The organism is Kaistia adipata DSM 17808, assembly GCF_000423225.1.
GTDB lineage: Bacteria > Pseudomonadota > Alphaproteobacteria > Rhizobiales > Kaistiaceae > Kaistia > Kaistia adipata.
The window spans coordinates 239323-262531 of sequence record NZ_KE383991.1; the positions used below are offsets into that span (position 1 = coordinate 239323).

Below are 23209 nucleotides of genomic sequence, written 5' to 3' on the forward strand. Positions count from 1 at the left end.
TGAAGTGGCCACCTCAGCGGGCGGCCACCTCGACGGCGGCTTCCGAAGCCTGCGCGACCTTGTCCTGCGCCAGAGCGGCGGCGAGCGTCTTGTAGGCGCCCGGCAGATCGTCCTTGGCCTGCGCGGCCCAGGCCTTGAACTGCTCCGGCTTCACGACGCGGATAGCGATCGGCATGTAGGCATGGTTGATGCCGCAGAGCTCCGAGCACTGGCCGTAGTAAACACCCTCGCGCTCGGCGAGGAACCAGGTCTCGTTGAGGCGGCCCGGGACGGCGTCCAGCTTCAGGCCGAACGACGGCATCGCGAACGAATGGATCACGTCGGCGCCGATGACCTGGAGGCGGACGACGGTGCCGACCGGAACGATCATCTCGTTGTCGACGGCGAGCAGGCGCGGCTGGTTGACCGGGTCGGTGCGATCCTTGTCCTCGAGCATGGTCGAGTCGAAGGCGATGCCGTCATTGTCCGGGTACTCGTAGTTCCAGTACCACTGCAGGCCGGTCGCCTTGATGGTCATCACCTTCTCCGGATCGTAGTCCTTGACGATACGGGCGGGGTCGGCCTGGGCGAACAGGAGCGAGAAGGACGGGACCGAGATGCCGATCAGGATGAGGATCGGCGCCAGCGTCCAGATCACCTCGATCATCGTGTTGTGCGAGGTCTTGGACGGAACCGGGTTCGCCTTCGCGTTGAAGCGGACGACGCAGTAGATGATCAGCGCCAGCACGACCACCACCACCAGCGCCATGACGATGGTGATGCCGGCGTTGAAGCGCTCGATCATCGCCTGGATCGGCGAAGCGGCGGTCTGCGACCACACCGCCCAGGGGGTCGGCTGGGCAGCTTGCGCGGCACCGGTGAGCCCGCCCAAAGTCGCAGCGGACGCCGTAGCCATCGTCAAAATTGTTCCGAGACGCGTGATCGCCTTCGTCACGTGTTCACTCCCTATCCATGCCATTGCGGCATCGAAGCCGATCAGCGCAGCGAAGCTCGAGAAACCGCCTCCGTTGCGCCATTTTCCACAACAGTATAGGCCGATGTTAGTTTCTGCCATGCGCAGAGTTTGGAATCGGCCAAATATGGACCGAGACAAACCACATGCCCCCTGTGCTCGCAACGGGGGATCGTGAGATGGGATGCGGCAAATCGCGCTCAGCGAAGCGCCCCGCAAGGGTTACTGCGCCGCACCTCGTCGTGCATGGATGTGCGACACATGTGAGAATCGAGGAGATCGCTCAGGTGAAGGTATTTCCGACCGCGCGTCGTGGCGCATTCCGGCCCCTGCGAATCGTCCAGGCGGGGCTGGCGGCCGCCGCGCTCGCCGCGCTGATGCCGGCGACGGCAGGCGCGCAGGGCGTCTCCAAGGGCATGCATGGCGACTGGGAAACCCGCTGCGACAAGCCGCCGGGGGCCCAGGGCGAAGTCTGCTCGATGATGCAGTTCGTCACCGCCGAGGACCGCGACAATGTCGGCCTGTCGGTGATCGTGCTGAAGACGGCCGACAAGAAGGCCAAGGTCATGCGCGTGCTGGCGCCGCTCGGCGTGCTGCTGCCGTCCGGCCTCGGCCTCAAGATCGACCAGAACGAGATGGGCCGCGCCGGCTTCGTGCGCTGCCTCCCGGATGGCTGCCTCGCCGAGGTCATCCTCGACGACGAGTTGATCAAGAAGCTGCGTGACGGCAAGACGGCGACCTTCGTCATCTTCCAGACACCCGAGGAAGGTATCGGCATTCCGATCTCCCTCAACGGCTTCGGACCCGGCTTCGACGCCCTCCCCTAGGACTGGAAAGCACGCATGGCCCGCATCGAGACGATGGAATCGCTGCGGGCCATCTATGGCGCGCCCAAGGGCCGTTCGGTCGCCAAGCAACTCGACCGCCTCGACCGGCACTGCCGGTCGTTCATCGCCCTCTCGCCCTTCGTGATCCTCGCGACCCAGGGCGCCGACGGCTTCGGCGACGCCACGCCGCGCGGCGATCATCCGGGCTTCGTCACTGTCGCCGACGACACCACGCTGATCCTCCCGGACCGCGTCGGCAACAACCGGATCGACACGCTTTCCAACATCGTCGAGCGTCCCGGAATCGGCCTGATCTTCCTGATCCCCGGCGTCGACGAGACCTTGCGCGTGAACGGCACGGCGGTGATCGACGACGACCTGGCGCTGCGCAGCGCCCATATGGCGGAAGGCAGGATCCCCGCCACCGTCCTCGTGGTGACGGTGCGGGAAGCCTATCTGCAATGCGCCAAGGCGCTGATGCGCTCGAAGCTATGGGCCGAGGAAAGCCGCGTCCCGCGCGATCGCCTGCCGACCATGGGCGAGATGCTCAAGGACCATACGCGCTCGCACGAGCAGGCCGAAACCCAGTCCGAGATGCTCGCCCGCTACGCCACGTCGCTGTACTGAGCATGATTTAGGCCTGCCGCCGTCCCTGATGAGGGCGTCGCACGGCCTTCCGGCCGATCGACAGACACCGCCATCATCCTGAGGCGCTTCGCGCGAGCGAAGCCTCGAAGGAGGATCCAGCGGCGCGCTCCCTGGACCCTCCTTCGAGGCCCGGCTACGCCGGGCACCTCAGGATGATGGTCGAGCTTTGGGAATGCAGCCTGGGCGGATCGTGCGCCGCCCGCCGCCGCTACTCGACGAGCTGGACGCCGAGGCTCTTCAGCGCTTCCCAATAGGTCGGGTAGGTCTTGGCGACGCAGCCGGGATCGAGAATCGTGATGCCGCCGATCTTCAGGCCGGCGAGCGCCAGGCTCATGGCGATGCGGTGATCCGAATAGGTCTCGATCCGCGTCGACAGAACCTGGCCGGCGAGCTTCGGATCCGAGGCGACGATCAGGTCATCCCCCTCCTCCGTGCCCAGACCGGGACGGATTCGCGACAGCTCCGTCGCCACGGCGGCGACACGGTCGCACTCCTTGACGCGCAGATTGGCGATGCCGACGAAGCGGACCGGCGTTTCGTTGAAGGCCGCCAGCACCGCGATGGTCGGGATCGCGTCCTGCATCTGCGAGCCGTCGATGACGGCCGGCAGGTGCGGAAACTGGGCGATCACCTCCCGCGCCTTGGCATCGGGCTGCGTGAAGGCATCCGAGGCGACACCGAGGTCGATCTTGCCGCCCGTCAGCACTTCAGCGGCCCAGAGATAGGTGGCGGCCGAGGCGTCCGGCTCGATGACGTAGTCGGTCGCGGTGTAGCCGGTCGGCTGCACGCGCCAGCTCGCGGCGTCGAGCTGCTCGACCGAGGCGCCAAAGGCACGCATCGCCGCGATGGTCAGGTCGACATAGCCGCGCGCGCCGATCTCGCTGCCGGTCAGCGCCACCTCGATCGGGCCGTTGCCGAAAGCGGCCGCCATCAGCAGCGCCGAAACGTACTGGCTCGAAAGCCCGCCGTCGATTTCCACGCGGCCGCTGCCGAAGGCGCCGTTGCCATGCACGATGACCGGCGGATAGCCGCTGGCGTCGGAGGCAGCGATGCCGATCGAGCGCAGCGCCTCGACGAGCGGGCCGATCGGACGCTTGCGCATATGCGCGTCGCCATCGACGACGACGGTGCCCTGCACCAGCGTCACCGCCGCGGTGAGGAAGCGCATCGCCGTGCCGGCATTGCCGAGCGACAGCGGCGCCGCCGGCGCCTCGAGGCGGCCCGTGCTGGTGACGATGAAGCTGGTGTCGTCCGGCTCGTCGATGGTGACGCCCATGGCGCGCAGCGCCTCGGCCATCAGCTTGGTGTCGACGCTCTTCAGCGCGCCGGTGAGATGGCTGGTGCCCTTGGCGAGCGCCGCCAGCAGCAGCGCGCGATTGGTGATCGACTTGGATCCGGGCGGCGTGACGCGTCCGCTAAGCGGGCCGTCGACCGGCATGATCGTCAGTTCACTCTTGTCCAGGCCGAATGCCGCCATCGTCTTGTCCCTCGTGCTCCAGGCGATCGGGCGCGAGCGCTACGGGGCGTCCCTGCGGCCTTCGATCACAATTCGTTGTTCCGTGCCGCAGCGTATGGGCCATTCCGGGGCCTGATGGCAATGGGCAGCGCGTCCGGGCGCTCGACAAGTCGGGCTCGAAATATCAAGGTCGCGCCGAATCTGCAGCGCGAACCAGGGACCACACCATGATCCGCCTTGCCACGCTCGCCGCGCTCGCCGCCGCCCCGATTGCCGCAACCGCTTTCGCCGATCCGGCGCTGGCCGCCAGCTTCGATTGCGCGAAGGCCGCCACGCCGGTCGAGACCGCCATCTGCCAGAACCCGCGTCTCTCGGAACAGGACACCGAAATGGCGGCGCTCTGGTTCGCCTACAACAAGGTGCCGATGCTGATGGGCGCGAACGGCGCCCGCCGCGACGCGGCAGCCGAGTTCCTGCGCCTGCGCGACGCGTGCGGCGGCGACGTCGCCTGCCTGGGCCGCGTCTATGACGCCCGCATCGCCGCGCTCAAGGCCGAGATCACCACCGCGATGGACGCGTTCGCCAACCAGCAATAGGCGGCGCTTCCCCTGCCCTGGCGACGGCAGGGGGTGCCAAACCCGGCCGGATCGCCTATCTCAGCGATTGAAACTCGATCGCGGAGCTTGCCATGGCCGATGACCAAATCTCAATTCTCGCACGCGCCGGCCTCGACCGCGAGGCGACACGCGGCGTCGTCGCGGACGCCCTTTCCGGCGCGGACGACGGCGAGCTCTATCTCGAATACGCCCAGTCCGAGGGCCTGGCCTTCGACAATGGCCGGCTGACCGGCGCCAGCTTCGACACGCGCCAGGGTTTCGGCCTGCGCGCCGTCGCGGGCGAGGCGGTCGGCTACGCCCATGCCGGCGAAGTCTCGCTCGACGCCATCCGCCGCGCCGGCGAGGCCGTCGCCTCGGTCAAGCGCGGCCATTCCGGCACGCTCGCGGCGCCGCCGCAGGGCACCAACCGCATCCTCTACACCGACGAGAACCCGCTCGGCAGCCCGAGCTTCGCCGACAAGGTGAAGCTGCTCGAGGCGATCGACGCCTATGCGCGGGCCAAGGATTCGCGCGTCCGCCAGGTCAGCGCCTCGCTGGCCGGCACGTGGCAGGTGATCGAGATCCTGCGCCCGGACGGCACCTATCGCCGCGACGTGCGGCCGCTGGTGCGCGTCAGCGTGTCGATCATCGCCGGCGAAGGCGACCGGCAGGAAACCGGCTCCTACGGCATGGGCGGACGCGAGGGCTTCGGCCAGTTCGTCGCGACCGACCGCTGGCAGCACGCGGTCGACGAGGCGCTGCGCCAGGCGCTCGTCAATCTGGAGGCGGTCCCCGCCCCCGCCGGCACGTTCGACGTCGTGCTCGGCCCCGGCTGGCCGGGCGTCATGCTGCACGAGGCGGTCGGCCACGGACTCGAGGGCGACTTCAACCGCCGTGGCGAGAGCGCCTTCGCCGGACTGATGGGCCAGCAGGTCGCCGCCAAGGGCGTCACCGTCGTCGACGACGGCTCGATCCTCGACCGGCGCGGCTCGCTTTCCTTCGACGACGAGGGCACGCCGACGCAGGCGACGACGCTGATCGAGGACGGCGTCCTCGTCGGCTACATGCAGGACCGCCAGAACGCCCGGCTGATGGGCATGAAGCCGACCGGCAATGGTCGCCGGCAGTCCTATGCGCATGTGCCGATGCCGCGCATGACCAACACGATCATGAAGAGCGGCAAGGACAATCCCGCTGAGATCCTCGCCTCGGTGAAGAAGGGCCTCTACATGGTGTCGTTCGGCGGCGGCCAGGTCGACATCACGAGCGGCAAGTTCGTCTTCGCCTGCACCGAAGGCTACATGATCGAGAACGGCAAGATCGGCGCGCCGGTCAAGGGCGCCATGCTGATCGGCAACGGTCCGGAGGCGATGAAGCGCGTCTCGATGGTCGGCGACGACATGGCGCTCGACCTCGGCATCGGCACTTGCGGCAAGAGCGGCCAGGGCGTGCCGGTCGGCGTCGGCCAGCCGACCATCCGCATCGACCAGATCACGGTCGGCGGCACCGCCGCCGCCTGACCCATGAATGCGGGCGCCTAGGGATAGAGGCGCTCGCGGCTCCATTCCCCCGCGCCCGGGACGTCGCGACGGAAGACGACGCGATCGTGCAGGCGGAAGGCGCCGTCCTTCCAAAACTCGACCTGCACCGGCGTGATGCGGAAGCCCGACCAGTGCGACGGGCGCGGAATCTCGCCGAGCGGATATTTGGCGGCGACGGTCGCGACCGCCTTTTCCAGCGCGAAACGCGATTCGAGCGGCTGCGACTGCTTCGACGCCCAGGCACCGAGCCGGCTATGACGCGGCCGCGACGCGAAATAGGCGTCGGCCTCGTCGTCCGTCACCCGCTCGACAGGCCCGCGCACGCGGACCTGGCGGCGCAGGCTCTTCCAGTGGAACAGCACCGCCGCCTTGGGATTGGCCAGCAGCTCCTGCCCCTTGGCGCTGCCGTAGTTCGTGTAGAACACGATCCCGCGCTCGTCGAAATCCTTCATCAGCACCATGCGAACGTCCGGCAGGCCGTCGGAATCGACGGTCGCCAGCGCCATGCCGTTCGGGTCGTTCGGTTCGGACGCCTCCGCCTCCAGCAGCCATTCGGCGAAAAGGGCGAAGGGATCCGTCGCGGCTGTGAAGTCACTCATCCTTAATCATCTTTTCCGATGCTGCGATCCGCAGGGCGTCCGCTGGGGGGTCATTCGTGCTGCTACGGGACAGACATATATCGACCGGACGGCATATGACCAGACAAGACGGGATCCAGCGGGCATGCGGATAGTACGCCGCTTCCGCCCCATTCTCATGATTGCCGGTTGCGGGCTCGCCGGATGCGGACTGGCACCCGGCGGCCCGGAAGCAGACCTCGACCCGATGACGACGGCCTCGATCGCGCCGGTCCGGCCGGCGACGCCGGCCGCAAAAGCGCGCAGCGTGGTCGAAGCCGTGGCGCCCTCCGACTGGGAGCATATCCGCCTGACGGCCTCGACCTTCATGCCCGGCTCGGCGAAGGGCGAAGTCATCGACTGGACCAACCCGGACACCGGCTCCAACGGCACGATCTCTCCCCTCGCTTCTGCCCGCAACGAGCCGGACGGCCGGAACTGCCGCGCCTTCTCGCTGACCGTCAGCGACGTTCGCGGCATCCGCCGCTATCGCGGCGACGCCTGCCGCGCGCCGGACGGGATGTGGCAGCTGTTCGAGGTCGTTCCCGAAGACAGCGCACTTCTCTAATCTGCAAACGATTCGAGGCGATTGGAATCAATTCCTAGCCTCCCTATGTTATGGAGAGTTCCGGTGCCGCATGGCGGGCCGGGATGAATCCTGCCCTTAGAGGGGGTTTCCCATGCGTGATCCATATCAGGTCCTCGGCGTCGACAAGAAGGCGTCCGCGGCCGAGGTGAAGAAGGCGTTTCGCCGTCTCGCCAAAAAACACCATCCCGATCAGAATCAGGATGATCCGAAGGCCCAGGAGAAGTTCGCCGAGATCAATTCGGCCTACGAGATCCTGAGCGACGAAGAGAAGCGTGGCCAGTTCGACCGCGGCGAAATCGACGCCGAGGGCAAGCCCAAGTTCCAGGGCTTCGAAGGGTTTTCCGGCTTCGATCCGCGCGCCGCGTCCGGCTCCGGCGCCCGCAGCTATCGCTGGTCTTCCAGTGGTGGTGGTGGCGGTGGTGGCGGCGCCGACGACATCCTGAACGACCTGTTCGGCTTCGGCGGCGGCCAGACCGGCGGCTTCAGCGGCTTTGGCGGCCAATCCGGCGGCTTCAGCGGTTTCAGCGGCGGCGGCGCCAGGGCCTCGGCCCAGCCGCGTGGCCGTGGCGAAGACGTGTCGGCGACCGTCGCGGTAACGCTCGAGCAGATCGTGCGCGAGGAAAAGGCGCGCGTCGAACTGCCGACCGGCCGGACGCTCGAAATCTCGATTCCCGCCGGCACCAGGCCGGGCCGGGTGATCCGGCTGCGCGGCCAGGGCTGGGCCAGCCCGACCGGCGGCCCGTCCGGCGACGCGCTGGTGACGGTCGAGTTCGTGCCGCATCCGCTGTTCAAGGTGGACGGCGATACGCTCCGCCTCGACCTGCCGGTGACGCTCGACGAAGCCGTGCTCGGCGCCAAGGTGCGCGTGCCGACCCTGACCGGTTCCGGCACGATGACGATTCCCGCCCGCTCGGACGGTGGTCGTGTCATGCGGCTGAAGGGCAAGGGCCTGCCGACCAGCGTCGGCGGTCATGGCGACCTTCTGGTCTCGCTCAAGATCGTCCTGCCGGACGAGATCGATCCCGAGTTCGAGGCGCTGATGAAGCGCTGGCGCGAGACGAACTTCTATTCGGCGCGCGGCCCGGAATTCGAAGGCTGAGGCTAACCCGACCTCAGGGGCGCGGCGCCGCCGCGCGCCGGAGGCGATCAGCGATCGCCTCTCCCAGTCCCGTCGCCGGGATCGGCGCGACGGCGATCGTCGCGGCCTTGCCGTCCAGCTCGCGGAGCGCCGAGAACAGCCGCGCCGCCGCCTCGATCAGGTCGCCGCGCGGGCTGAGATTGACCATCGCGACCGCGGCCTCGGCATTGCGCGGCAGCTCCGGCCCGAACGCGATCAGCGCCTCGCCGGGCCGCACCTCGTCGGCGCCGAGCCGGACGGCCGCGCCGGGCGCATAGTGCGAGGCGAGTTGGCCGGGCGCCGTCGGCGCCTCCGGATCCGTGAGGTCGACCGCCTCCAGCGGCGCGCCCGCCACCGCCTCGATCGCCTCGCGCGGCACGCCACCAGCCCGGAGCAGCGCCAGCCCGCGCGGGGTCGCGGCGACAATGGTGGATTCGACGCCGACCTTGCTCGCGCCGGCATCGAGGATGACGGAAACGGCATGGCCGAGATCCGCCGCAACATGCGCGGCGGTGGTGGCGCTGACATGGCCCGACCGGTTGGCGCTCGGCGCGGCGACCGGACGCCCGAACGCCTTCAGGAGCGCATGCGCGGCCGGATGCGACGGCATGCGCACGGCCAGCGTGTCGAGCCCGGCGGTCGCGAGGTCGGAGACGCCGGCATCGGCGCGCTTCGGCAGCACCAGCGTCAGCGGGCCCGGCCAGAACGCCTCGGCGAGACGACGCGACAGCGGGTCGAACACGACGAGCTTTTCCGCGGCGGCGAGATCGGCCACATGCGCGATCAGCGGGTTGAAGCTCGGCCGCCCCTTGGCGGCGTAGATTCGCGCCACCGCCTCGCCATTGGTGGCATCGGCCGCCAGGCCGTAGACGGTCTCGGTCGGCATGCCGACGAGTTCGCCAGCCCTCAGCGCCGCCACTGCGGCGTTTTGCGCATCGGCGTCGAAGGCAGGGCGAATTGAAGGCAATTTGCGCGCGTTCACGCCGGACTCCGGGAGATTGTTTCGGATCTGGACGCCAAAAGGCGCTTCGCGTGCTTCCAGTCAAGCGCTTCCTTGGCGGTCATCAACCGGATGCGACGATCCGGACTATCTAGAATTGCAAACAAAGTGTGCCGAAGACTTTACTTTGGGACATGACCGGTCCAATTCTCTCGGCGAGTGGGGAGTCCGATATCGCATGAATGACCGCATGAGTTTGCCGATCGCCGTCGACGCGAGAGGCGGTGTGACCGTCATTCGCCTCGAGCGGCCGGAAACTCAGAATGCCCTCTCGGCCGAACTGCTGTCGGCCCTGTCCGATGCGCTGGTCGTCGGCGAGCGCGACGGACGCAACAAGGCGTTCGTCATCGTCGGATCGCCCGGCGTCTTCTCGACCGGCACGGACCTGCGTGAACTTCTCGACTATGTCGACGGGCGGCGGATCGACGAAAGCATCATCCGCTTCATGAAGACCATCGCCACGATCGAGAAGCCCCTGATCGCGGCCGTCGACGGCCTGGCGCTCGGCCTCGGCTCCCATCTGCTGATGCATTGCGACTATGTCGTCGCGAGCGAATGGTCCGCCTTCGAATCGACCTGCACCGAACTCGGCCTCGTGCCCTGCGCCGCCGCTACCCTGCTCGCCCCGCGCCTGATGGGATACCAGCGCGCCTTCGAATATCTCGTGCTCGGCGAGCGCTTCGACGTCGAGCGCGCGCTCGCTGTCGGGCTGGTCAACCGGATCGTGCCGGCGGCGGAAGTCGAGCAGGAGGCCGTCAAGGTGGCGCGCCGGCTGATCAGCCTGCCCGACGAAAGCGTTGGCCAGACCCGCCGCCTGATGCGGGGCGACCGGCGCGAAGTCCTGACCCGCATCGACCAGGAACTTACCCAGATCCTTGCCCGCCTGCGCTCGCCCCTCGTCCGGGACGCGGTGGTCGCCTACATGCGAAAAGGCTTCTGAACACGCTCGACCGACAGACGCGGGCAATCGGGCCCGGATCCACCGACGACCAGGGACCCACATGGCGACGCTGCTGATCCACCACCCCGTCTTCGCCGAGCATCTCGTGCCGTTCGGCCATCCGGAGCGCCCGGAGCGCATTCAGGCCGTCGAGGCGGCGCTGGCGGACGAGCGCTTCGCGCCGCTCCTGCGCGAAAAGGCCCGCATGGCCGACGTCGCCATGATCCGCCTCTGCCACACCGAGGCCCATCTCGACGCGATGCGCCACTACAGCCCTTCCGAAAGCATGGTCCGCATCGACGCCGACACGATCATGTCGTCGAAGACGCTGGAGGCCGCGCTGGTCGCCGTCGGCGGCGCCTGCCAGGCCGTCGACGCGGTGATGGACGACGACGCGAAGAACGCCTTCTGCGCCATGCGCCCGCCCGGCCATCACGCCGAGCCGGAGCGCGCCATGGGCTTCTGCTACTTCAACCAGGCGGCCATCGCGGCGCGCCACGCCCAGCGCGCCCATGGCATCGAACGGGTCGCGATCGTCGACTGGGACGTGCATCACGGCAACGGCACGCAGGCGATCTTCTGGGACGATCCCTCGGTGCTCTATGCCTCGACGCACCAGATGCCGCTCTATCCCGGTACGGGCGCGGCGAGCGAGACGGGCGCAGGCAACATCGTCAACGCGCCGCTCGCGCCCGGCGCCGGCAGCGCCGAGTTCCGCGCCGCGCTCGAAGGCCACATCCTGCCGGCGCTCGATGCGTTCCGGCCTGAACTCGTCATCATCTCGGCAGGGTTCGACGCCCACCACCAGGACCCCCTCGGCGAGCTCAGGCTCGACGAGGCGGACTTCGCCGAGGCGACCGACCTGCTGATGGCCTGCGCGGACCGCCACGCCAGGGGTCGCCTCGTCAGCATCCTCGAAGGCGGCTACGACCTGAAAGCCCTCGCCTCTTCCACCGCCGTTCATGTCGAACGGCTGATGCGGGCCGGCTGAGCCGCTTGCATCACGGGCCGCGATGGCCGAAAAGGTTCGCCGCACAATCCGGAGTTTCGCCCATGTCCGACGTCCAGACCGCCATCGAAAGCCTCTCCTTCGAAAAGGCGCTCGCCGAGCTGGAGACGATCGTCGGCCATCTCGAGCGGGGCGACGTGCCGCTCGAGGAATCGATCAAGATCTACGAGCGCGGCGAAGCGCTGAAGAAGCATTGCGAGGCCCTGCTCAAGCAGGCCGAGGCCAAGGTCGAGAAGATCCGCACCGGCGCGAACGGCCAGCCGACCGGAACCGAGCCGCTCGACGTCGACTAGGTGGCGACGTTTCGCTGAACAATCCGTCGCCGGAACCGCGTCTATCGGCCCATGCTGACGACCTCCACTATCGGTGCCGGCACCGGACGAAGAGGAGAGTGCCATGAGCCGTCTGCCCGATATCGACCCCATCTTCGGCGATGCCGCCTCCAGCGACGCGATCAATCTCGTCGTGGTGCCGCGCTCCGTCGACATTGGCGGCTTCGCCGTGAAGCGCGCGCTGCCGACCGTCAAGCGGCGCATGGTCGGGCCCTTCATCTTCCTCGACCAGATGGGCCCCGGCGAGTTTCCCGCCGGCGAAGGCCTCGACGTGCGGCCGCATCCGCATATCGGGCTCGCCACGGTGACCTATCTGTTCGATGGCGAGATCATCCACCGCGATTCGACCGGCGTCGAACAGGCGATCCGGCCGGGCGACGTCAACTGGATGACCGCCGGTCGCGGCATCGCCCATTCCGAGCGTTCGAGCCAGGAATTCCGCCAGAAGGCGAACGACCGCCGCATCGGCGGCCTGCAGACCTGGGTGGCGCTGCCGCAGGACAAGGAAGAGGCTGCGCCCGTCTTCCACCACCACGCCCGCGCCGACCTGCCGGTGATCACCGGCGACGGCGTCGATCTGCGCCTGATCGTCGGCTCCGCCTATGGCGAAACCTCCCCGGTCGAGACCTTCTCCGACACGATCTATGCCGACATCGTGCTGCGGCCGGGCGGCCGGCTGCCGGTCGACACGCAGCATGAAGAGCGGGCGATCTATATCTTCGAGGGCGAGATCGAGATTGCGGGCGACGTGTTCGAGGCCGGACGGCTGCTGGTGCTGCGCCCCGGCGACCCGATCCTGGTCACGGCGCGGGCGCCCTCGCGGCTGATGCTGGTCGGCGGCGCGCCGATGGACGGCCCACGCCACATCTGGTGGAATTTCGTCTCTTCGTCGAAGGACCGCATCGAGCAGGCCAAGGCCGACTGGAGAGCCGGCCGCTTCGACAAGGTGTTCGGCGACGAGAAGGAATTCATTCCGTTGCCGGAAGGGCCGTAGGGCTCTCCCGCCGCACTTCGGCGTCAACCCCGACGGGCCGAGTCCGAAACGCGACCATCGTCCTGAGGTGCCCGGCAAAGCCGGGCCTCGAAGGAGGGTCCAGGAAACACCGGAAACGCCGGCAGAGTTCAAACGTCATCCGCCAAACTGGCGCCCGCCTGGATCCCCCTTCGAGGCTTCGCTTACGCGAAGCACCTCAGGATGCTGGCGGAGCGGGCCAATCGGCATGGAAGGTTCTCGCTAAGCACAAGTCCCCTCAGAGGAAAACCGGCTCCTCGACGAGCTGGACGCCGAACTTCTCCATGACGCCGGCCTTGATGCGGCCGGCGAGCGTGGTGATCTCGGCCGCCGAACCTCCGCCATGATTGACCAGGATCAGGGCGTGGCGGTCGTAGACGCCGACATGGCCGAGCCGCATGCCCTTGAAGCCGCTCTGCTCGACCAGCCAGGCGGCCGAGAGCTTGATCCGGCCATCGGCCTGCGGATAGCCGCCCATGGCCGGGTGCGACACCTTGAGGCGGGCATGCTGGTCGGCCGCGACAACCGGGTTCTGGAAGAAGCTGCCGGCGTTGCCGATCACCGCCGGGTCGGGCAGCTTGCGGCCGCGCACGGCGACGACCTCGTCGAACACGGCCCGGGGCGAAACCGGATCCGCGTCGCGGAACGCCGCCGCGATATCGGGATAGCTCAGCACTGGCTGCCATGGCCGTGGCAGGCGGAAGCGCACGCTGGTGACGACATATCGGCCCGGGCGATGCTTGAAGACGCTGTCGCGGTAGGCGAAGGCGCACGCCTCCCTGTCGAAGGTGACGAAGGTCCCCGCCTCGGTATCAAACGCCCGGAGCGTCTCGAACCGATCGGCCAGCTCGATGCCATAGGCACCGATGTTCTGCACCGGCGCGGCGCCGACCGTGCCGGGAATGAGCGCGAGATTCTCGAGGCCTGGATAGCCCTCGTCGAGCGTCCAGCGCACGAAATCATGCCAGGTCTCGCCACCGGCGGCCTCGACGATGAAATGGTCCGCCTCGGCCTGTACCAGCTGGCGCCCGGCGATCCGCATCAACAGGGTCACGCCGTCGAATTCGGAGGCGAGCACGATGTTGCTGCCGCCGCCGAGCAGCCGGCGCGGCAGATCCTTCAGGCGCGGATCGGCGAGCGCGGACTGGAGGTCCGCCTCCGAGCGGATCTCGACCGCATAGCGGCTACGCGCGCGAAAGCCGAAGCTGTTGCAGGCGTCGAGCGGATGGTCCGTCAGTATCTCGTGCATTCTGATCCCGGCAGAAGGGCCCCGTCAGTCCGGCATTCCTATGACGGATCGTGGCGCCGGTGTCGACCGCCGCCCGTCATTCCTTCTTCAGCAGCGGCTCGGCCAGGCCGTGATACAGCGATTGCGGCACCAGGAGGCTGGAGACGCTGTAGCCGATCACCGAGGCGCACATGATCGGAATGAGATCGGCGCTGTCGGCCGTCATTTCCAGAATGATGACGAAGGCAGTGATCGGTGCCTGCACGACGCCGGCGAAGTAGCCGGCCATGCCGAGCAGCGCCGCGACGCCGGCGCTCGCTCCGAAGACGAGCGCGAGCAGGCTGCCAATGCCCGTCCCGACGGCGAGCGACGGCGCGAAGATGCCGCCCGGTATGCCGGAAAGGGAGGACAGCAGCGTCACCACCAGCTTGGCCGGCGCGAAATACCACGGCAGCAGCTCGCCCTCGATCGCCGATCGCGCATGCTCGTAGCCCGTACCGAAGGTGCTGCCGCCGGTCGCAAGGCCGATGACCGCGACGGCGAGGCCGCAGAGACCGGCGACCAGCAGCGTCCGCCGTCCCGGCATCGCGCTGGTCCAGATGCGGATCTGCCGGGTGCCCCAGAGCATGGCCTTGCCGAACAGCGCACCGGCGAGGCCGCCGAACAGGCCGCAGAACAGCACCATCAGCCATCCCTCGACGCCTTTGACCGAGCCCGAGACCTGGCCGAAATAGTCATAGTTGCCGACCAGCCCGAGCGAGACGAGACCGGCGATGATCACCGCCGACAGCACCAGCCCCGCCGTCTTCTGCTCGAAGGAACGGCTCATCTCCTCGATGGCGAAGACGATGCCGGCGAGCGGCGCGTTGAAGGCGGCCGAAATGCCGGCGGCCGAGCCGGCGAGGATCAGGCCCCGGGCGCGGTCGGCGCCGGCGATGGTGCCGACCTTGAGCATGATCGCCGCGCCGATCTGCACGGTCGGCCCCTCGCGGCCGATCGATCCGCCCGAGGCGATGCCGATCAGGGTCAGGAAGATCTTGCCGACGGCGACGCGCAGCGACAGCAGCCGGGAGCGCGACGCGGCGTCGTTCAACTCGCACGCCGCGATCGCCTGCTGGATGCCGCTGCCGGCGGCGCCGGGAAACACCGTCCGCGCCAGATGCGCGCAGAGCATGAAGCCGAGCGGCGCCAGGATCAGCGGCAGCCAGATCGCCTTGCCCGTCATCCACTGGAACAGCAGCTGCGCCTGATCGGCGGCGAAGGCGAAGGCGACGCTCACCAGGCCGATCATGGCGGCGCCGACCCAGAAGGCGATGCGCCGGCGCCAGAGGTCGCGGGAGAGCCAGGCGGGCGCCGGCTGGTCAACCAGCCTGCGGATGCGCGGCCGCTTCAGTTTCAGTCGCAACAGCAAGAATTCACTCCAAGACGGATCACGGGTCGCACCCGCGCTGTGCCGATCGGCATCTGGCCGGAACGAGCGCTCCAGGGGCCGGCGGCCCGGAAACCACCGCGCTCATCCGCCACCGACGCCGCTCCGAGCGCAGCAGCCGGCGAGATGGACAAGGCTCCGGCCAAACAAGGCCTGGTGGACGAAATCGATCGGGGAACCCATATCAAGACCGTTTTCGATGTCAGCCTAGCGCCTCGGGTCGAAAATCTCGACGCCGGGGATTTAGCGCCTGCGCACTGGCCAGAAATGACCTCTCCGCGGCGGAACCCCTCTCCTGCTCCAGCCGGAAGACAACGGTATGACGGATTGTCATTGCCCCTCGCATGAATCAGGCAGACACAGTAGCGGTCGCGTCGCGGTTCGCAACCACGCGGGATTTGGCCGCGCCCCTGCGCGGCTCCGCGCGTTGCCTCCCGTCGCCCGGTCGTGTAACCGTGCCCGTTCATGTAACAGACATGCTCGATAGATGACCGGCAAGACCGATACGCCCCTTCTCGATACCGTCGACACGCCCGCCGATCTCCGCAACCTGCCGGAGAGCGCGCTCGCGCAGCTGGCCGCGGAGCTCCGCGCCGAAACCATCGACGCGGTGTCGATCACCGGCGGCCATCTCGGTGCCGGCCTCGGCGTCGTCGAGCTGACGGTGGCGCTGCACTATGTCTTCAACACCCCTGATGACCGGATCATCTGGGACGTCGGCCACCAGGCCTATCCGCACAAGATCCTGACCGGCCGCCGCGACCGCATCCGCACGCTGCGCCAGCCGGGCGGCCTCTCGGGCTTCACCAAGCGCTCCGAAAGCGCCTACGACCCCTTCGGCGCGGCGCATTCCTCGACCTCGATCTCCGCCGGCCTCGGCATGGCGGTCGCCCGCGACCTGTCGCAGGGCGACAACGCCGTCGTCTGCGTGATCGGCGACGGTGCGATGTCGGCCGGCATGGCCTATGAGGCGATGAACAACGCCGGCGCAGAGCGCTCGCGCCTGATCGTCATCCTGAACGACAACGACATGTCGATCGCGCCGCCGGTCGGCGCCATGTCGGCCTATCTGGCCCGCCTCGTCTCCGGCCGGACCTATCGCTCGTTCCGCGAAGCGGCGAAGCAGCTGGCCAGCAAGCTGCCGCGCTTCCTGCACGAGAAGGCCAAGCAGACCGAGGAATATGCGCGCGGCTTCTTCACCGGCGGCACGCTGTTCGAGGAGCTCGGCTTCTACTATGTCGGCCCGATCGACGGCCACAATCTCGACCATCTGCTGCCGGTCCTGCGCAATCTGCGCGACGCGCCGGAGGGGCCGATCCTGCTGCATGTCGTGACGCAGAAGGGCAAGGGCTACGCGCCCGCTGAAGCCGCCGCCGACAAGTATCACGGCGTCAACCGCTTCGACGTCATCACCGGCAAGCAGGCCAAGGCGACGCCGAACGCGCCGAGCTACACCCGCGTCTTCGCGGAAACGCTGATCAAGGAAGCCGAGACCGATGACAAGATCGTCGCCGTCACGGCCGCGATGCCGTCCGGTACGGGTCTCGACCTGTTCGGCCAGGCCTTCCCGAAGCGCACCTTCGACGTCGGCATCGCCGAGCAGCACGCCGTCACCTTCGCGGCCGGCCTCGCGTCGGAAGGCTACAAGCCGTTCTGCGCGATCTACTCGACCTTCCTGCAGCGCGGCTACGACCAGATCGTGCACGACGTGGCGATCCAGAAGCTGCCCGTGCGCTTCGCGATCGACCGCGCCGGCTTCGTCGGCGCCGACGGCGCCACCCATGCCGGCTCGTTCGACACCGGCTTCCTGACGGCGCTGCCCGGCATGATCGTCATGGCCCCGTCCGACGAGGCCGAGCTGGTGCACATGATCGCCACCTCGGTCGCGATCGACGACGCCCCCTCCTCCTTCCGCTATCCGCGCGGCGAAGGCGTCGGCATCGACATGCCGGCGCGCGGCGAAATCCTGCCGATCGGCAAGGGCCGCATCCTGCGCCAGGGCAGCAAGGTGGCGATCCTCTCCTTCGGCACCCGTCTCAAGGATGCGCTGAAGGCGGCAGAGGAACTCGACACCTACGGACTTTCGACCACCGTCGCCGACGCGCGCTTCGCCAAGCCGCTCGACACGGACCTGGTCCTGGACCTCGCCCGCAATCACGAAGTCGTGATCACGGTCGAGGAAGGCGCCGTCGGCGGCTTCGGCGGCCAGGTGCTGGCCTTCCTCGCCGGCGCCGGCGCCTTCGATCGCGGCCTGAAGATCCGCACGCTCGTCATGCGCGACGATTTCGTCGACCACGACAAGCCGGAGGCGATGATCGCCGACAGCGGCCTCGACTCCCGCGGCATCGTTGCGACCGTGTTCGAGGCACTCGGCCGCGGCGACGAGGCGGCCGGCTTCCGCCGCGCCTAGAGCGTTTTCGAGCGAAGCGGATACCGCTTCGCGAGAAGAAGACGCGATCCAACAAAGGCTCTAGGCTTCGGCCTCCCTTGCATCATGCGCCTGGCGGCTGTCGCCGGGCGCCTGCGCCCGATCATCGAGACCGTAGTCCCGCAGCACGCTCGCGACGCGCAGCCGATAGCCGCTGAAGACCCCGGCGCGGCCCTTCGCCTGCGTTGCGCGATGGGCCGGCCGGTTGCGCCACGCCCTGACCGCCTCTTCGTCGCGCCAGAACGACAGCGACAGCAGCTTGCCCGGCTCGGCGAGGCTCTCGAAGCGCTCGATCGACAGGAACCCGTCCATCTCCTGCAGATCCGCTTTCAGCGCGGCGGCGAGATCCAGATAGACCTGCCGCTCGCCTTCCGCCGGCCAGACCTCGAAGATCACGGCGATCACGGCTTCACCAGCGCTCCGTGCGGCGCCGAGGCGAGCCGCAGGAACAGCCGATCCTCGCGCCGGATGAACTGCTCCTTGCGAGCAAACTCGTAGTTCTCGCGGCCGAGCGGATCGTCGCGCAGGCGGGCGCGATAGGCCTCGTAGGCCGCGAGGCTCTCGATGTTGTAGACGCCATAGGCCGTGGTGCTCGATCCCTCTTGTGGCGAAAAATAGCCGATCAGATCGGCGCCGCAGCGCGGGATCGCCTGTCCCCAGTTGCGGGCATAGGCGTCGAACGCGTCGACCCGGAACGGATCGATCTCGTAGCGGATGAAACAGGTGATCATCGGTAGGCTCCTTGCAGATTGCGGGCAAAGCCTAGCGCATTGATCACCACGGACACTTCGACTAGCATCGAACTATGAAGGAAGGACCCGTCATCGCTTCCGTCGCCGCGCTGATCGGCGATCCCGCCCGCGCCAACATGCTGACGGCGCTGATGGACGGCCGCGCGCTGACGGTGAGCGAACTTGCCGAGGCCGCCGGTGTTACCCTGCCGACAGCCAGCAGCCATCTGGCGCGGCTGGACGCGGCGAACCTGCTTGCCGCCGAGCGCCAGGGCCGGCACCGCTATTTCCGCCTCGCCGATCCCGAAGTCGCCCGCGTGCTGGAAGCCCTGATGGGGCTGGCCGAACGCACCGGCGCCAAACGGGTGCGCACCGGCCCACGCGACGCCGAGCTCCGCACCGCCCGCATCTGCTACGACCATCTCGCCGGCGAGCGCGGCGTCGCCCTGCTCGCGACGCTGAAGCGGGCTGGCCGGATCGCCGGCGAGGACGAACTGACAGTCCCTCCCGAGGGGCGCGCGTTCTTCGTCGATTTCGGCATCGACATGGACGGACTGGAAAAGGCGCGGCGCCCCGTCTGCAAGACCTGCCTCGACTGGAGCGAGCGGCGCAGCCATCTCGGCGGCGCGCTGGGCGCGGCGCTGCTCGACCGCTTTCTGGCGGAAGGCTGGGCGCGGCGTGACCCGGGCCGCGTCATCGCCTTCTCCGGAGCCGGCCTCGGCGCCCTGCGAAACGCCTTCGGCGAGGCGATCGCGCCAGCGGGTTGAGCCGCCCCGCTCCCCTCGCGGCAGTCCGCCGCGCTTCTCAGCGGGATCGGGGGACGTTATCTCTGCGACATGATCAAGAATCTAGCCCTTTCGCTGCTTCTCGCCGCGTCGCTGGCCACGCCCGCGCTCGCCGATGTCACCGCAGGCTCGATCGTCGTGAGCGAACCCTGGTCCCGGGCGACGCCGCCCGGTGCACGGGTCGGCGGCGGCTACCTGACGATCAGGAACACCGGCACCGAGGCCGACACGCTGGTGTCCGTCGCCTCGACCGTGTCCGAGAAGACCGAGCTCCACCTGATGAAGACCGAGGACGGCGTGATGACCATGCGCCCGGCCGAGGGCGGCGTGGAAATTCCGGCCGGCGGCACGCTGACGCTCGAGCCCGGCGGCTACCACGTCATGTTCATCCGGCCCAAGGCGCCCTTCAAACAGGGCGAGAGCGTGCCTCTGACGCTGACCTTCGCCAAGGCCGGCGCCGTCGAGGTCGAGCTGGTCGTGTCGCCGATCGGCGCGCCCGGCCCCGACAGGACGGACGGCGAGAAGCCGGGCATGAACCATTCCGGCCAGGGCGCCGGGCACGAGGACGCCGCGCCGCAGGGCCACGGCAAGCACGGATCGAACGAATGAGCGAAGCCAAGACCGGGGGCAATCCCCACAAGACGCTGCGAACCGTCCGCTACGTGCTCTGGGCGCTGGTGGCGGTCGTCGTCGTCGCGATCGGCGCCTTCGCGCTGCTGCCGAAGAACAGCAACCCGGTCACCCAGCTGAGCGCGATCGGCGGTCCGTTCTCGGTCGTCGACCAGAAGGGTCAGCCGGTCACCGAGGCGGCGCTGCAGGGCCACCCCTCGGCGCTGTTCTTCGGCTTCACCTTCTGCCCCGACGTCTGCCCGACCACGCTCTACCAGGCGACGCAGTGGCTGAAGCAGCTCGGCCCCGACGGCGACAAGCTCAAGGTCTACTTCGTCACCGTCGACCCCGAGCGCGACACGCCCGAGCAGATGGCGAACTACCTCAACGCGTTCGACCCGCGCATCACCGGCCTGACCGGCAGCCGCGAGCAGATCGACGGCATGCTGAAGGCGTTCAAGGTCTACTCGAAGAAGGTCGGCGAGGGCGAGGACTACACGATGGACCACAGCGCCGCCGTGTACCTGCTCGATTCCAACGCCAACTTCGTCGGCACGGCCGACTATCACGAGAAGGACGCGACGATCATGGAGAAGCTGAAGCGCCTCGTCGCCAGCTGATCCTACTCATCTGACCGGGCGGCGGCGCGAGACCCGCGCTTGCCGCCGACGCTTCGTTTCCGAGCCCCTCCGAAGGCGGGGCTCGCGTGTCCGCTTCTGCGGTCGAGGCGCACCGCTACCGAGGCTCTCATCCCGGGCACAGACCCGGGACCCGTTCGGCCGGGTTGGCATTCGTGTGAGCCCCATCAGCATTGAGCTGGCTGCCAATCGTGCGAGCACCGTCCGCGTAAGCATCTCCGATCATAGCTGCATGGATCCCTGCTTTCGCAGGGATGACGGCCGGGGGGCGGGGCGGCCTCGGAGCGCACTTGGCCGAAGCGACAACAGGGCCCCATCCGATTCCCTTGCTGCGGCCGGGTGGAATCTCACCAGCCCGTGCAACACGCTCGCCGTCATCTCGGCGAGCGCCGTCCGCGCAAGCGTCCGCGATGCGCGGCTGCATGGATCCCCGCCTTCGCGGGGATGACGACGCTGACGGGGCGGCCTTGGAGCCCGTCGCCGAACTCCCCCCCCAAAGCCACTTCCCCACCTCCGCCACCCACTGCCGATCCTCCCCCGTTCCCCCGCCCGGAAATCTCGCTTCCCATATCCCCTCCCGGTGGATAGGATATACCTATGAGCCACGCCCAGAACCCCGAGATCATGCAGCGGCTGCGCCGCGCCTCCGGCCATCTCGCCAGCGTCATGGCCATGGTCGAGGACGGGCGCGACTGCCTGCTGATCGCCCAGCAGATGCAGGCGGTGATCAAGGCGCTGGAAAGCACCAAGCGGACGCTCATCCACCATCACATCGACGAGCATCTCGGCGCGGTGGCGGGTCCGCTGCCGGCGGACGCGCAGGCGCTGATCGCCGAGATCAAGGAAGTCAGCAAATATCTCTGAGGTCTTGTCGCCGGGTTCCCGGCCGACCTCCGGCAGGAGCAACGCCATGAACGCCAGCAGCCACCTCGGCCCGCACGACCACGTGTTCCTCGGCGCCGCGCATGACCGCAACCAGCGGCGGACGATGATCGTCGTCGCCATCACGGCCGCGACCATGGTCGCCGAGATCGTCGCCGGCTACGCCTATGGCTCGATGGCACTGCTCGCCGACGGCTTTCACATGTCGACCCATGCCGGCGCGCTGCTGATCGCGGCGCTTGCCTATCGCTACGCCCGCCGCCACGCCCATGACCCGGCCTTCACCTTCGGCACCGGCAAGATCGGCGATCTCGCCGGCTTCGCCAGCGCCGTCATTCTCGGCGTGATCGCGCTTCTGATCGCGGCGGATTCGCTCTGGCGCCTCGCGCATCCGGTGGCGATCGATTTCAAGCCGGCCATCGTCGTGGCGATCCTCGGCCTCGCCGTCAATCTGATCAGCGCCGCGCTGCTGCATGACGGACCTCACCATGGCCACGACCATGGCCATCACGACCATGACCATGACCAGCATGATCATGACCACCACGCGCCTCACGAGCACGACCATCACGCGCACCACGACCACCGGCACGGGCGCGATCACAATCTCCGCGCGGCCTATCTGCATGTCCTCGCCGATGCCCTCACCTCGGTACTCGCGATCGCGGCGCTCGTCGCCGGCCTCTGGCTGGGCCTGGTCTGGCTCGATCCGGCGATCGGCCTTCTCGGCGCCATGATGATCGCGAGCTGGTCGATCCAGCTGATGCGCGACAGCGGCCGCATCCTCGTCGACGCCGTCCCCGACCGGGCCCTCCAGAACGCGTTGCGGGCGCGCATCGAGGCGACCGGCGCACGGATCACCGACCTGCATCTCTGGCGCGTCGGCCCCGGCCACAACGCCGCCGTGATCAGCCTCGCCGCCGCGGCGCCGCAGACGCCTGACCAGTATCGCTCGGCACTCGCCGGGCTCCGCGGCCTGTCGCACGTCACCGTCGAGGTCCACCGAGCCGAGGCGACCTGACGACGCCCCGCCGTCCGGACATGCCGACCCGATCCGTGCTAGAAGCTCGCGCGGCGAGGCACGAACGGACGGGCACCCGATGACGCAGAACATCTACGACAACCCGGCCTTCTTCGAGGGCTACGCCCAGCTCGACCGCTCCGTTCGCGGCCTCGACGGCGCGGCCGAATGGCCGTCGCTGCGGGCCATGCTGCCGGAGCTGAAGGGCCTTCGCGTCGTCGACCTCGGCTGCGGCTATGGCTGGTTCTGCCGCCACGCCCAGGCCGAGGGCGCGGCCGACATTCTCGGCCTCGACGTCTCGGAGCAGATGCTGACCCGCGCCCGCTCCATGACTGCCGGTTCGACGGTCCGCTACGCGCGCGCCGACCTGGAGCACCTCGACCTGCCGGCCGGCTCGTTCGACTTCGCCTACAGCTCGCTGACGCTGCACTACATCGTCGATCTCGCCGGCCTGCTGGCGACGCTCCATCGCTCGCTCGTGCCGGGAAGCCGCTTCGTGCTCTCGATCGAGCATCCGATCTACATGGCCCCCACCCGGCCCGATTTCACGCGCGATGCCGAGGGCCGCCGGATCTGGCCGCTCGACCGCTACAGCGAGGAAGGCGAGCGCACCACCGACTGGCTGGCGAAGGGCGTCGTCAAGCAGCACCGCACCATGGGCACGCTGCTCAATCTCCTGATCCGCTCCGGCTTCACGCTCGACCACGTCGAGGAATGGTCACCGAGCGACGCCGACCTCGCGACCCATCCCGAATGGGCGCAGGAGCGCGACCGGCCGATGTTCCTGCTGATCGGCGCGCATCGCTAGCCGGAGACGCCTCT

The 23209-nt window shown here is 68.3% G+C and carries 25 protein-coding genes; 17 read left to right on the forward strand and 8 right to left on the reverse strand.

Annotated elements, in window-relative coordinates; all coding sequences use genetic code 11:
- Positions 1 to 13 precede the first annotated feature (13 nt).
- Positions 14 to 895: a cytochrome c oxidase subunit II gene (coxB, locus tag G539_RS0114025; RefSeq protein ID WP_035831384.1), complete on the reverse strand. Its 882-nt coding sequence runs from the start codon at positions 893 to 895 to the stop codon at positions 14 to 16.
- 434 nt (positions 896 to 1329) lie between these two features.
- Here coxB and G539_RS0114030 point away from each other — a divergent pair, with 434 nt between their 5' ends.
- Positions 1330 to 1779, forward strand: a complete 450-nt coding sequence (locus G539_RS0114030; protein WP_245576914.1) for an invasion associated locus B family protein — start codon at positions 1330 to 1332, stop codon at positions 1777 to 1779.
- Between the two features lie 15 nt (positions 1780 to 1794).
- Positions 1795 to 2406: a pyridoxamine 5'-phosphate oxidase family protein gene (locus G539_RS0114035; RefSeq protein WP_029075757.1), complete on the forward strand. Its 612-nt coding sequence runs from the start codon at positions 1795 to 1797 to the stop codon at positions 2404 to 2406.
- Positions 2407 to 2635: 229 nt separating this feature from the next.
- On the opposite strand, the gene aroA is transcribed toward G539_RS0114035, so the two are convergent.
- Positions 2636 to 3904, reverse strand: a complete 1269-nt coding sequence (aroA, locus tag G539_RS0114040) for a 3-phosphoshikimate 1-carboxyvinyltransferase (RefSeq protein ID WP_245576883.1) — start codon at positions 3902 to 3904, stop codon at positions 2636 to 2638.
- Positions 3905 to 4110: 206 nt separating this feature from the next.
- Here aroA and G539_RS0114045 point away from each other — a divergent pair, with 206 nt between their 5' ends.
- Complete coding sequence (locus G539_RS0114045) at positions 4111 to 4479, forward strand: lysozyme inhibitor LprI family protein (protein ID WP_029075759.1); 369 nt, start codon at positions 4111 to 4113, stop codon at positions 4477 to 4479.
- Positions 4480 to 4571: 92 nt separating this feature from the next.
- On the forward strand, positions 4572 to 5999 hold the full coding sequence (gene tldD, locus G539_RS0114050) for a metalloprotease TldD (RefSeq protein WP_029075760.1): 1428 nt from the start codon (positions 4572 to 4574) through the stop codon (positions 5997 to 5999).
- Between the two features lie 17 nt (positions 6000 to 6016).
- Here the strand turns inward: tldD and pdxH are convergent, their stop codons facing one another.
- Positions 6017 to 6619, reverse strand: coding sequence for a pyridoxamine 5'-phosphate oxidase (gene pdxH / locus G539_RS0114055; RefSeq protein WP_029075761.1), 603 nt, complete (start codon positions 6617 to 6619; stop codon positions 6017 to 6019).
- Positions 6620 to 6743: 124 nt separating this feature from the next.
- On the opposite strand from pdxH, the gene G539_RS26750 reads away from it, so the two are divergent.
- A complete protein-coding gene (locus G539_RS26750; RefSeq protein ID WP_169516651.1) occupies positions 6744 to 7205 on the forward strand; it encodes an RT0821/Lpp0805 family surface protein in 462 nt (153 codons plus the stop codon).
- A 112-nt stretch (positions 7206 to 7317) separates the two neighbouring features.
- Positions 7318 to 8325: a DnaJ C-terminal domain-containing protein gene (locus tag G539_RS0114065; protein WP_029075763.1), complete on the forward strand. Its 1008-nt coding sequence runs from the start codon at positions 7318 to 7320 to the stop codon at positions 8323 to 8325.
- Positions 8326 to 8338: 13 nt separating this feature from the next.
- Here G539_RS0114065 and G539_RS0114070 read toward each other — a convergent pair whose 3' ends face one another.
- A complete protein-coding gene (locus G539_RS0114070; RefSeq protein ID WP_029075764.1) occupies positions 8339 to 9325 on the reverse strand; it encodes an L-threonylcarbamoyladenylate synthase in 987 nt (328 codons plus the stop codon).
- Between the two features lie 208 nt (positions 9326 to 9533).
- On the opposite strand from G539_RS0114070, the gene G539_RS0114075 reads away from it, so the two are divergent.
- The 4 genes from G539_RS0114075 (at position 9534) to G539_RS0114090 (ending at position 12618) form a co-directional block, all read left to right on the forward strand.
- Positions 9534 to 10283 carry an enoyl-CoA hydratase-related protein gene (locus tag G539_RS0114075; protein WP_035831730.1) on the forward strand — a complete coding sequence of 250 codons (750 nt, stop codon included), beginning with the start codon at positions 9534 to 9536 and terminating at the stop codon, positions 10281 to 10283.
- A 61-nt stretch (positions 10284 to 10344) separates the two neighbouring features.
- Entirely contained in the window at positions 10345 to 11274 is a 930-nt protein-coding gene (locus G539_RS0114080) for a histone deacetylase family protein (protein WP_029075766.1), read from the forward strand.
- Positions 11275 to 11336: 62 nt separating this feature from the next.
- On the forward strand, positions 11337 to 11585 hold the full coding sequence (locus G539_RS0114085; protein ID WP_029075767.1) for an exodeoxyribonuclease VII small subunit: 249 nt from the start codon (positions 11337 to 11339) through the stop codon (positions 11583 to 11585).
- 103 nt (positions 11586 to 11688) lie between these two features.
- Positions 11689 to 12618: a pirin family protein gene (locus tag G539_RS0114090; protein ID WP_029075768.1), complete on the forward strand. Its 930-nt coding sequence runs from the start codon at positions 11689 to 11691 to the stop codon at positions 12616 to 12618.
- 256 nt (positions 12619 to 12874) lie between these two features.
- Here G539_RS0114090 and murB read toward each other — a convergent pair whose 3' ends face one another.
- Complete coding sequence (gene murB, locus G539_RS0114095) at positions 12875 to 13885, reverse strand: UDP-N-acetylmuramate dehydrogenase (RefSeq protein ID WP_029075769.1); 1011 nt, start codon at positions 13883 to 13885, stop codon at positions 12875 to 12877.
- 76 nt (positions 13886 to 13961) lie between these two features.
- Positions 13962 to 15275, reverse strand: coding sequence for a chloride channel protein (locus tag G539_RS0114100; RefSeq protein WP_425402355.1), 1314 nt, complete (start codon positions 15273 to 15275; stop codon positions 13962 to 13964).
- Between the two features lie 505 nt (positions 15276 to 15780).
- Here G539_RS0114100 and dxs point away from each other — a divergent pair.
- On the forward strand, positions 15781 to 17703 hold the full coding sequence (gene dxs / locus G539_RS0114105; protein ID WP_029075771.1) for a 1-deoxy-D-xylulose-5-phosphate synthase: 1923 nt from the start codon (positions 15781 to 15783) through the stop codon (positions 17701 to 17703).
- 60 nt (positions 17704 to 17763) lie between these two features.
- Here the strand turns inward: dxs and G539_RS0114110 are convergent, their stop codons facing one another.
- The gene (locus G539_RS0114110) at positions 17764 to 18126 is read right to left on the reverse strand and encodes an antibiotic biosynthesis monooxygenase family protein (protein ID WP_029075772.1); all 363 of its coding nucleotides are present in this window, start codon (positions 18124 to 18126) and stop codon (positions 17764 to 17766) included.
- Positions 18123 to 18452 (reverse strand): NIPSNAP family protein, encoded by a 330-nt coding sequence (locus G539_RS0114115; protein ID WP_029075773.1) that lies wholly within the window; start codon positions 18450 to 18452, stop codon positions 18123 to 18125. The genes G539_RS0114110 and G539_RS0114115 overlap by 4 nt, the downstream gene beginning before the upstream one ends.
- 74 nt (positions 18453 to 18526) lie before the next feature.
- Between G539_RS0114115 and G539_RS0114120 the strand changes: the two genes are divergently transcribed.
- The 6 genes from G539_RS0114120 (at position 18527) to G539_RS0114145 (ending at position 23195) form a co-directional block, all read left to right on the forward strand.
- Positions 18527 to 19219: an ArsR/SmtB family transcription factor gene (locus G539_RS0114120; protein ID WP_029075774.1), complete on the forward strand. Its 693-nt coding sequence runs from the start codon at positions 18527 to 18529 to the stop codon at positions 19217 to 19219.
- A 69-nt stretch (positions 19220 to 19288) separates the two neighbouring features.
- Positions 19289 to 19846, forward strand: coding sequence for a copper chaperone PCu(A)C (locus tag G539_RS24845; RefSeq protein ID WP_035831388.1), 558 nt, complete (start codon positions 19289 to 19291; stop codon positions 19844 to 19846).
- A complete protein-coding gene (locus tag G539_RS0114130; protein WP_156911978.1) occupies positions 19843 to 20466 on the forward strand; it encodes an SCO family protein in 624 nt (207 codons plus the stop codon). The genes G539_RS24845 and G539_RS0114130 overlap by 4 nt, the downstream gene beginning before the upstream one ends.
- 615 nt (positions 20467 to 21081) lie before the next feature.
- Positions 21082 to 21348 (forward strand): metal-sensing transcriptional repressor, encoded by a 267-nt coding sequence (locus tag G539_RS0114135; protein WP_029075776.1) that lies wholly within the window; start codon positions 21082 to 21084, stop codon positions 21346 to 21348.
- Between the two features lie 46 nt (positions 21349 to 21394).
- On the forward strand, positions 21395 to 22387 hold the full coding sequence (gene dmeF, locus G539_RS0114140; protein ID WP_029075777.1) for a CDF family Co(II)/Ni(II) efflux transporter DmeF: 993 nt from the start codon (positions 21395 to 21397) through the stop codon (positions 22385 to 22387).
- 79 nt (positions 22388 to 22466) lie between these two features.
- Positions 22467 to 23195, forward strand: coding sequence for a class I SAM-dependent methyltransferase (locus G539_RS0114145; protein ID WP_029075778.1), 729 nt, complete (start codon positions 22467 to 22469; stop codon positions 23193 to 23195).
- The last annotated feature ends 14 nt before the right edge of the window (positions 23196 to 23209 follow it).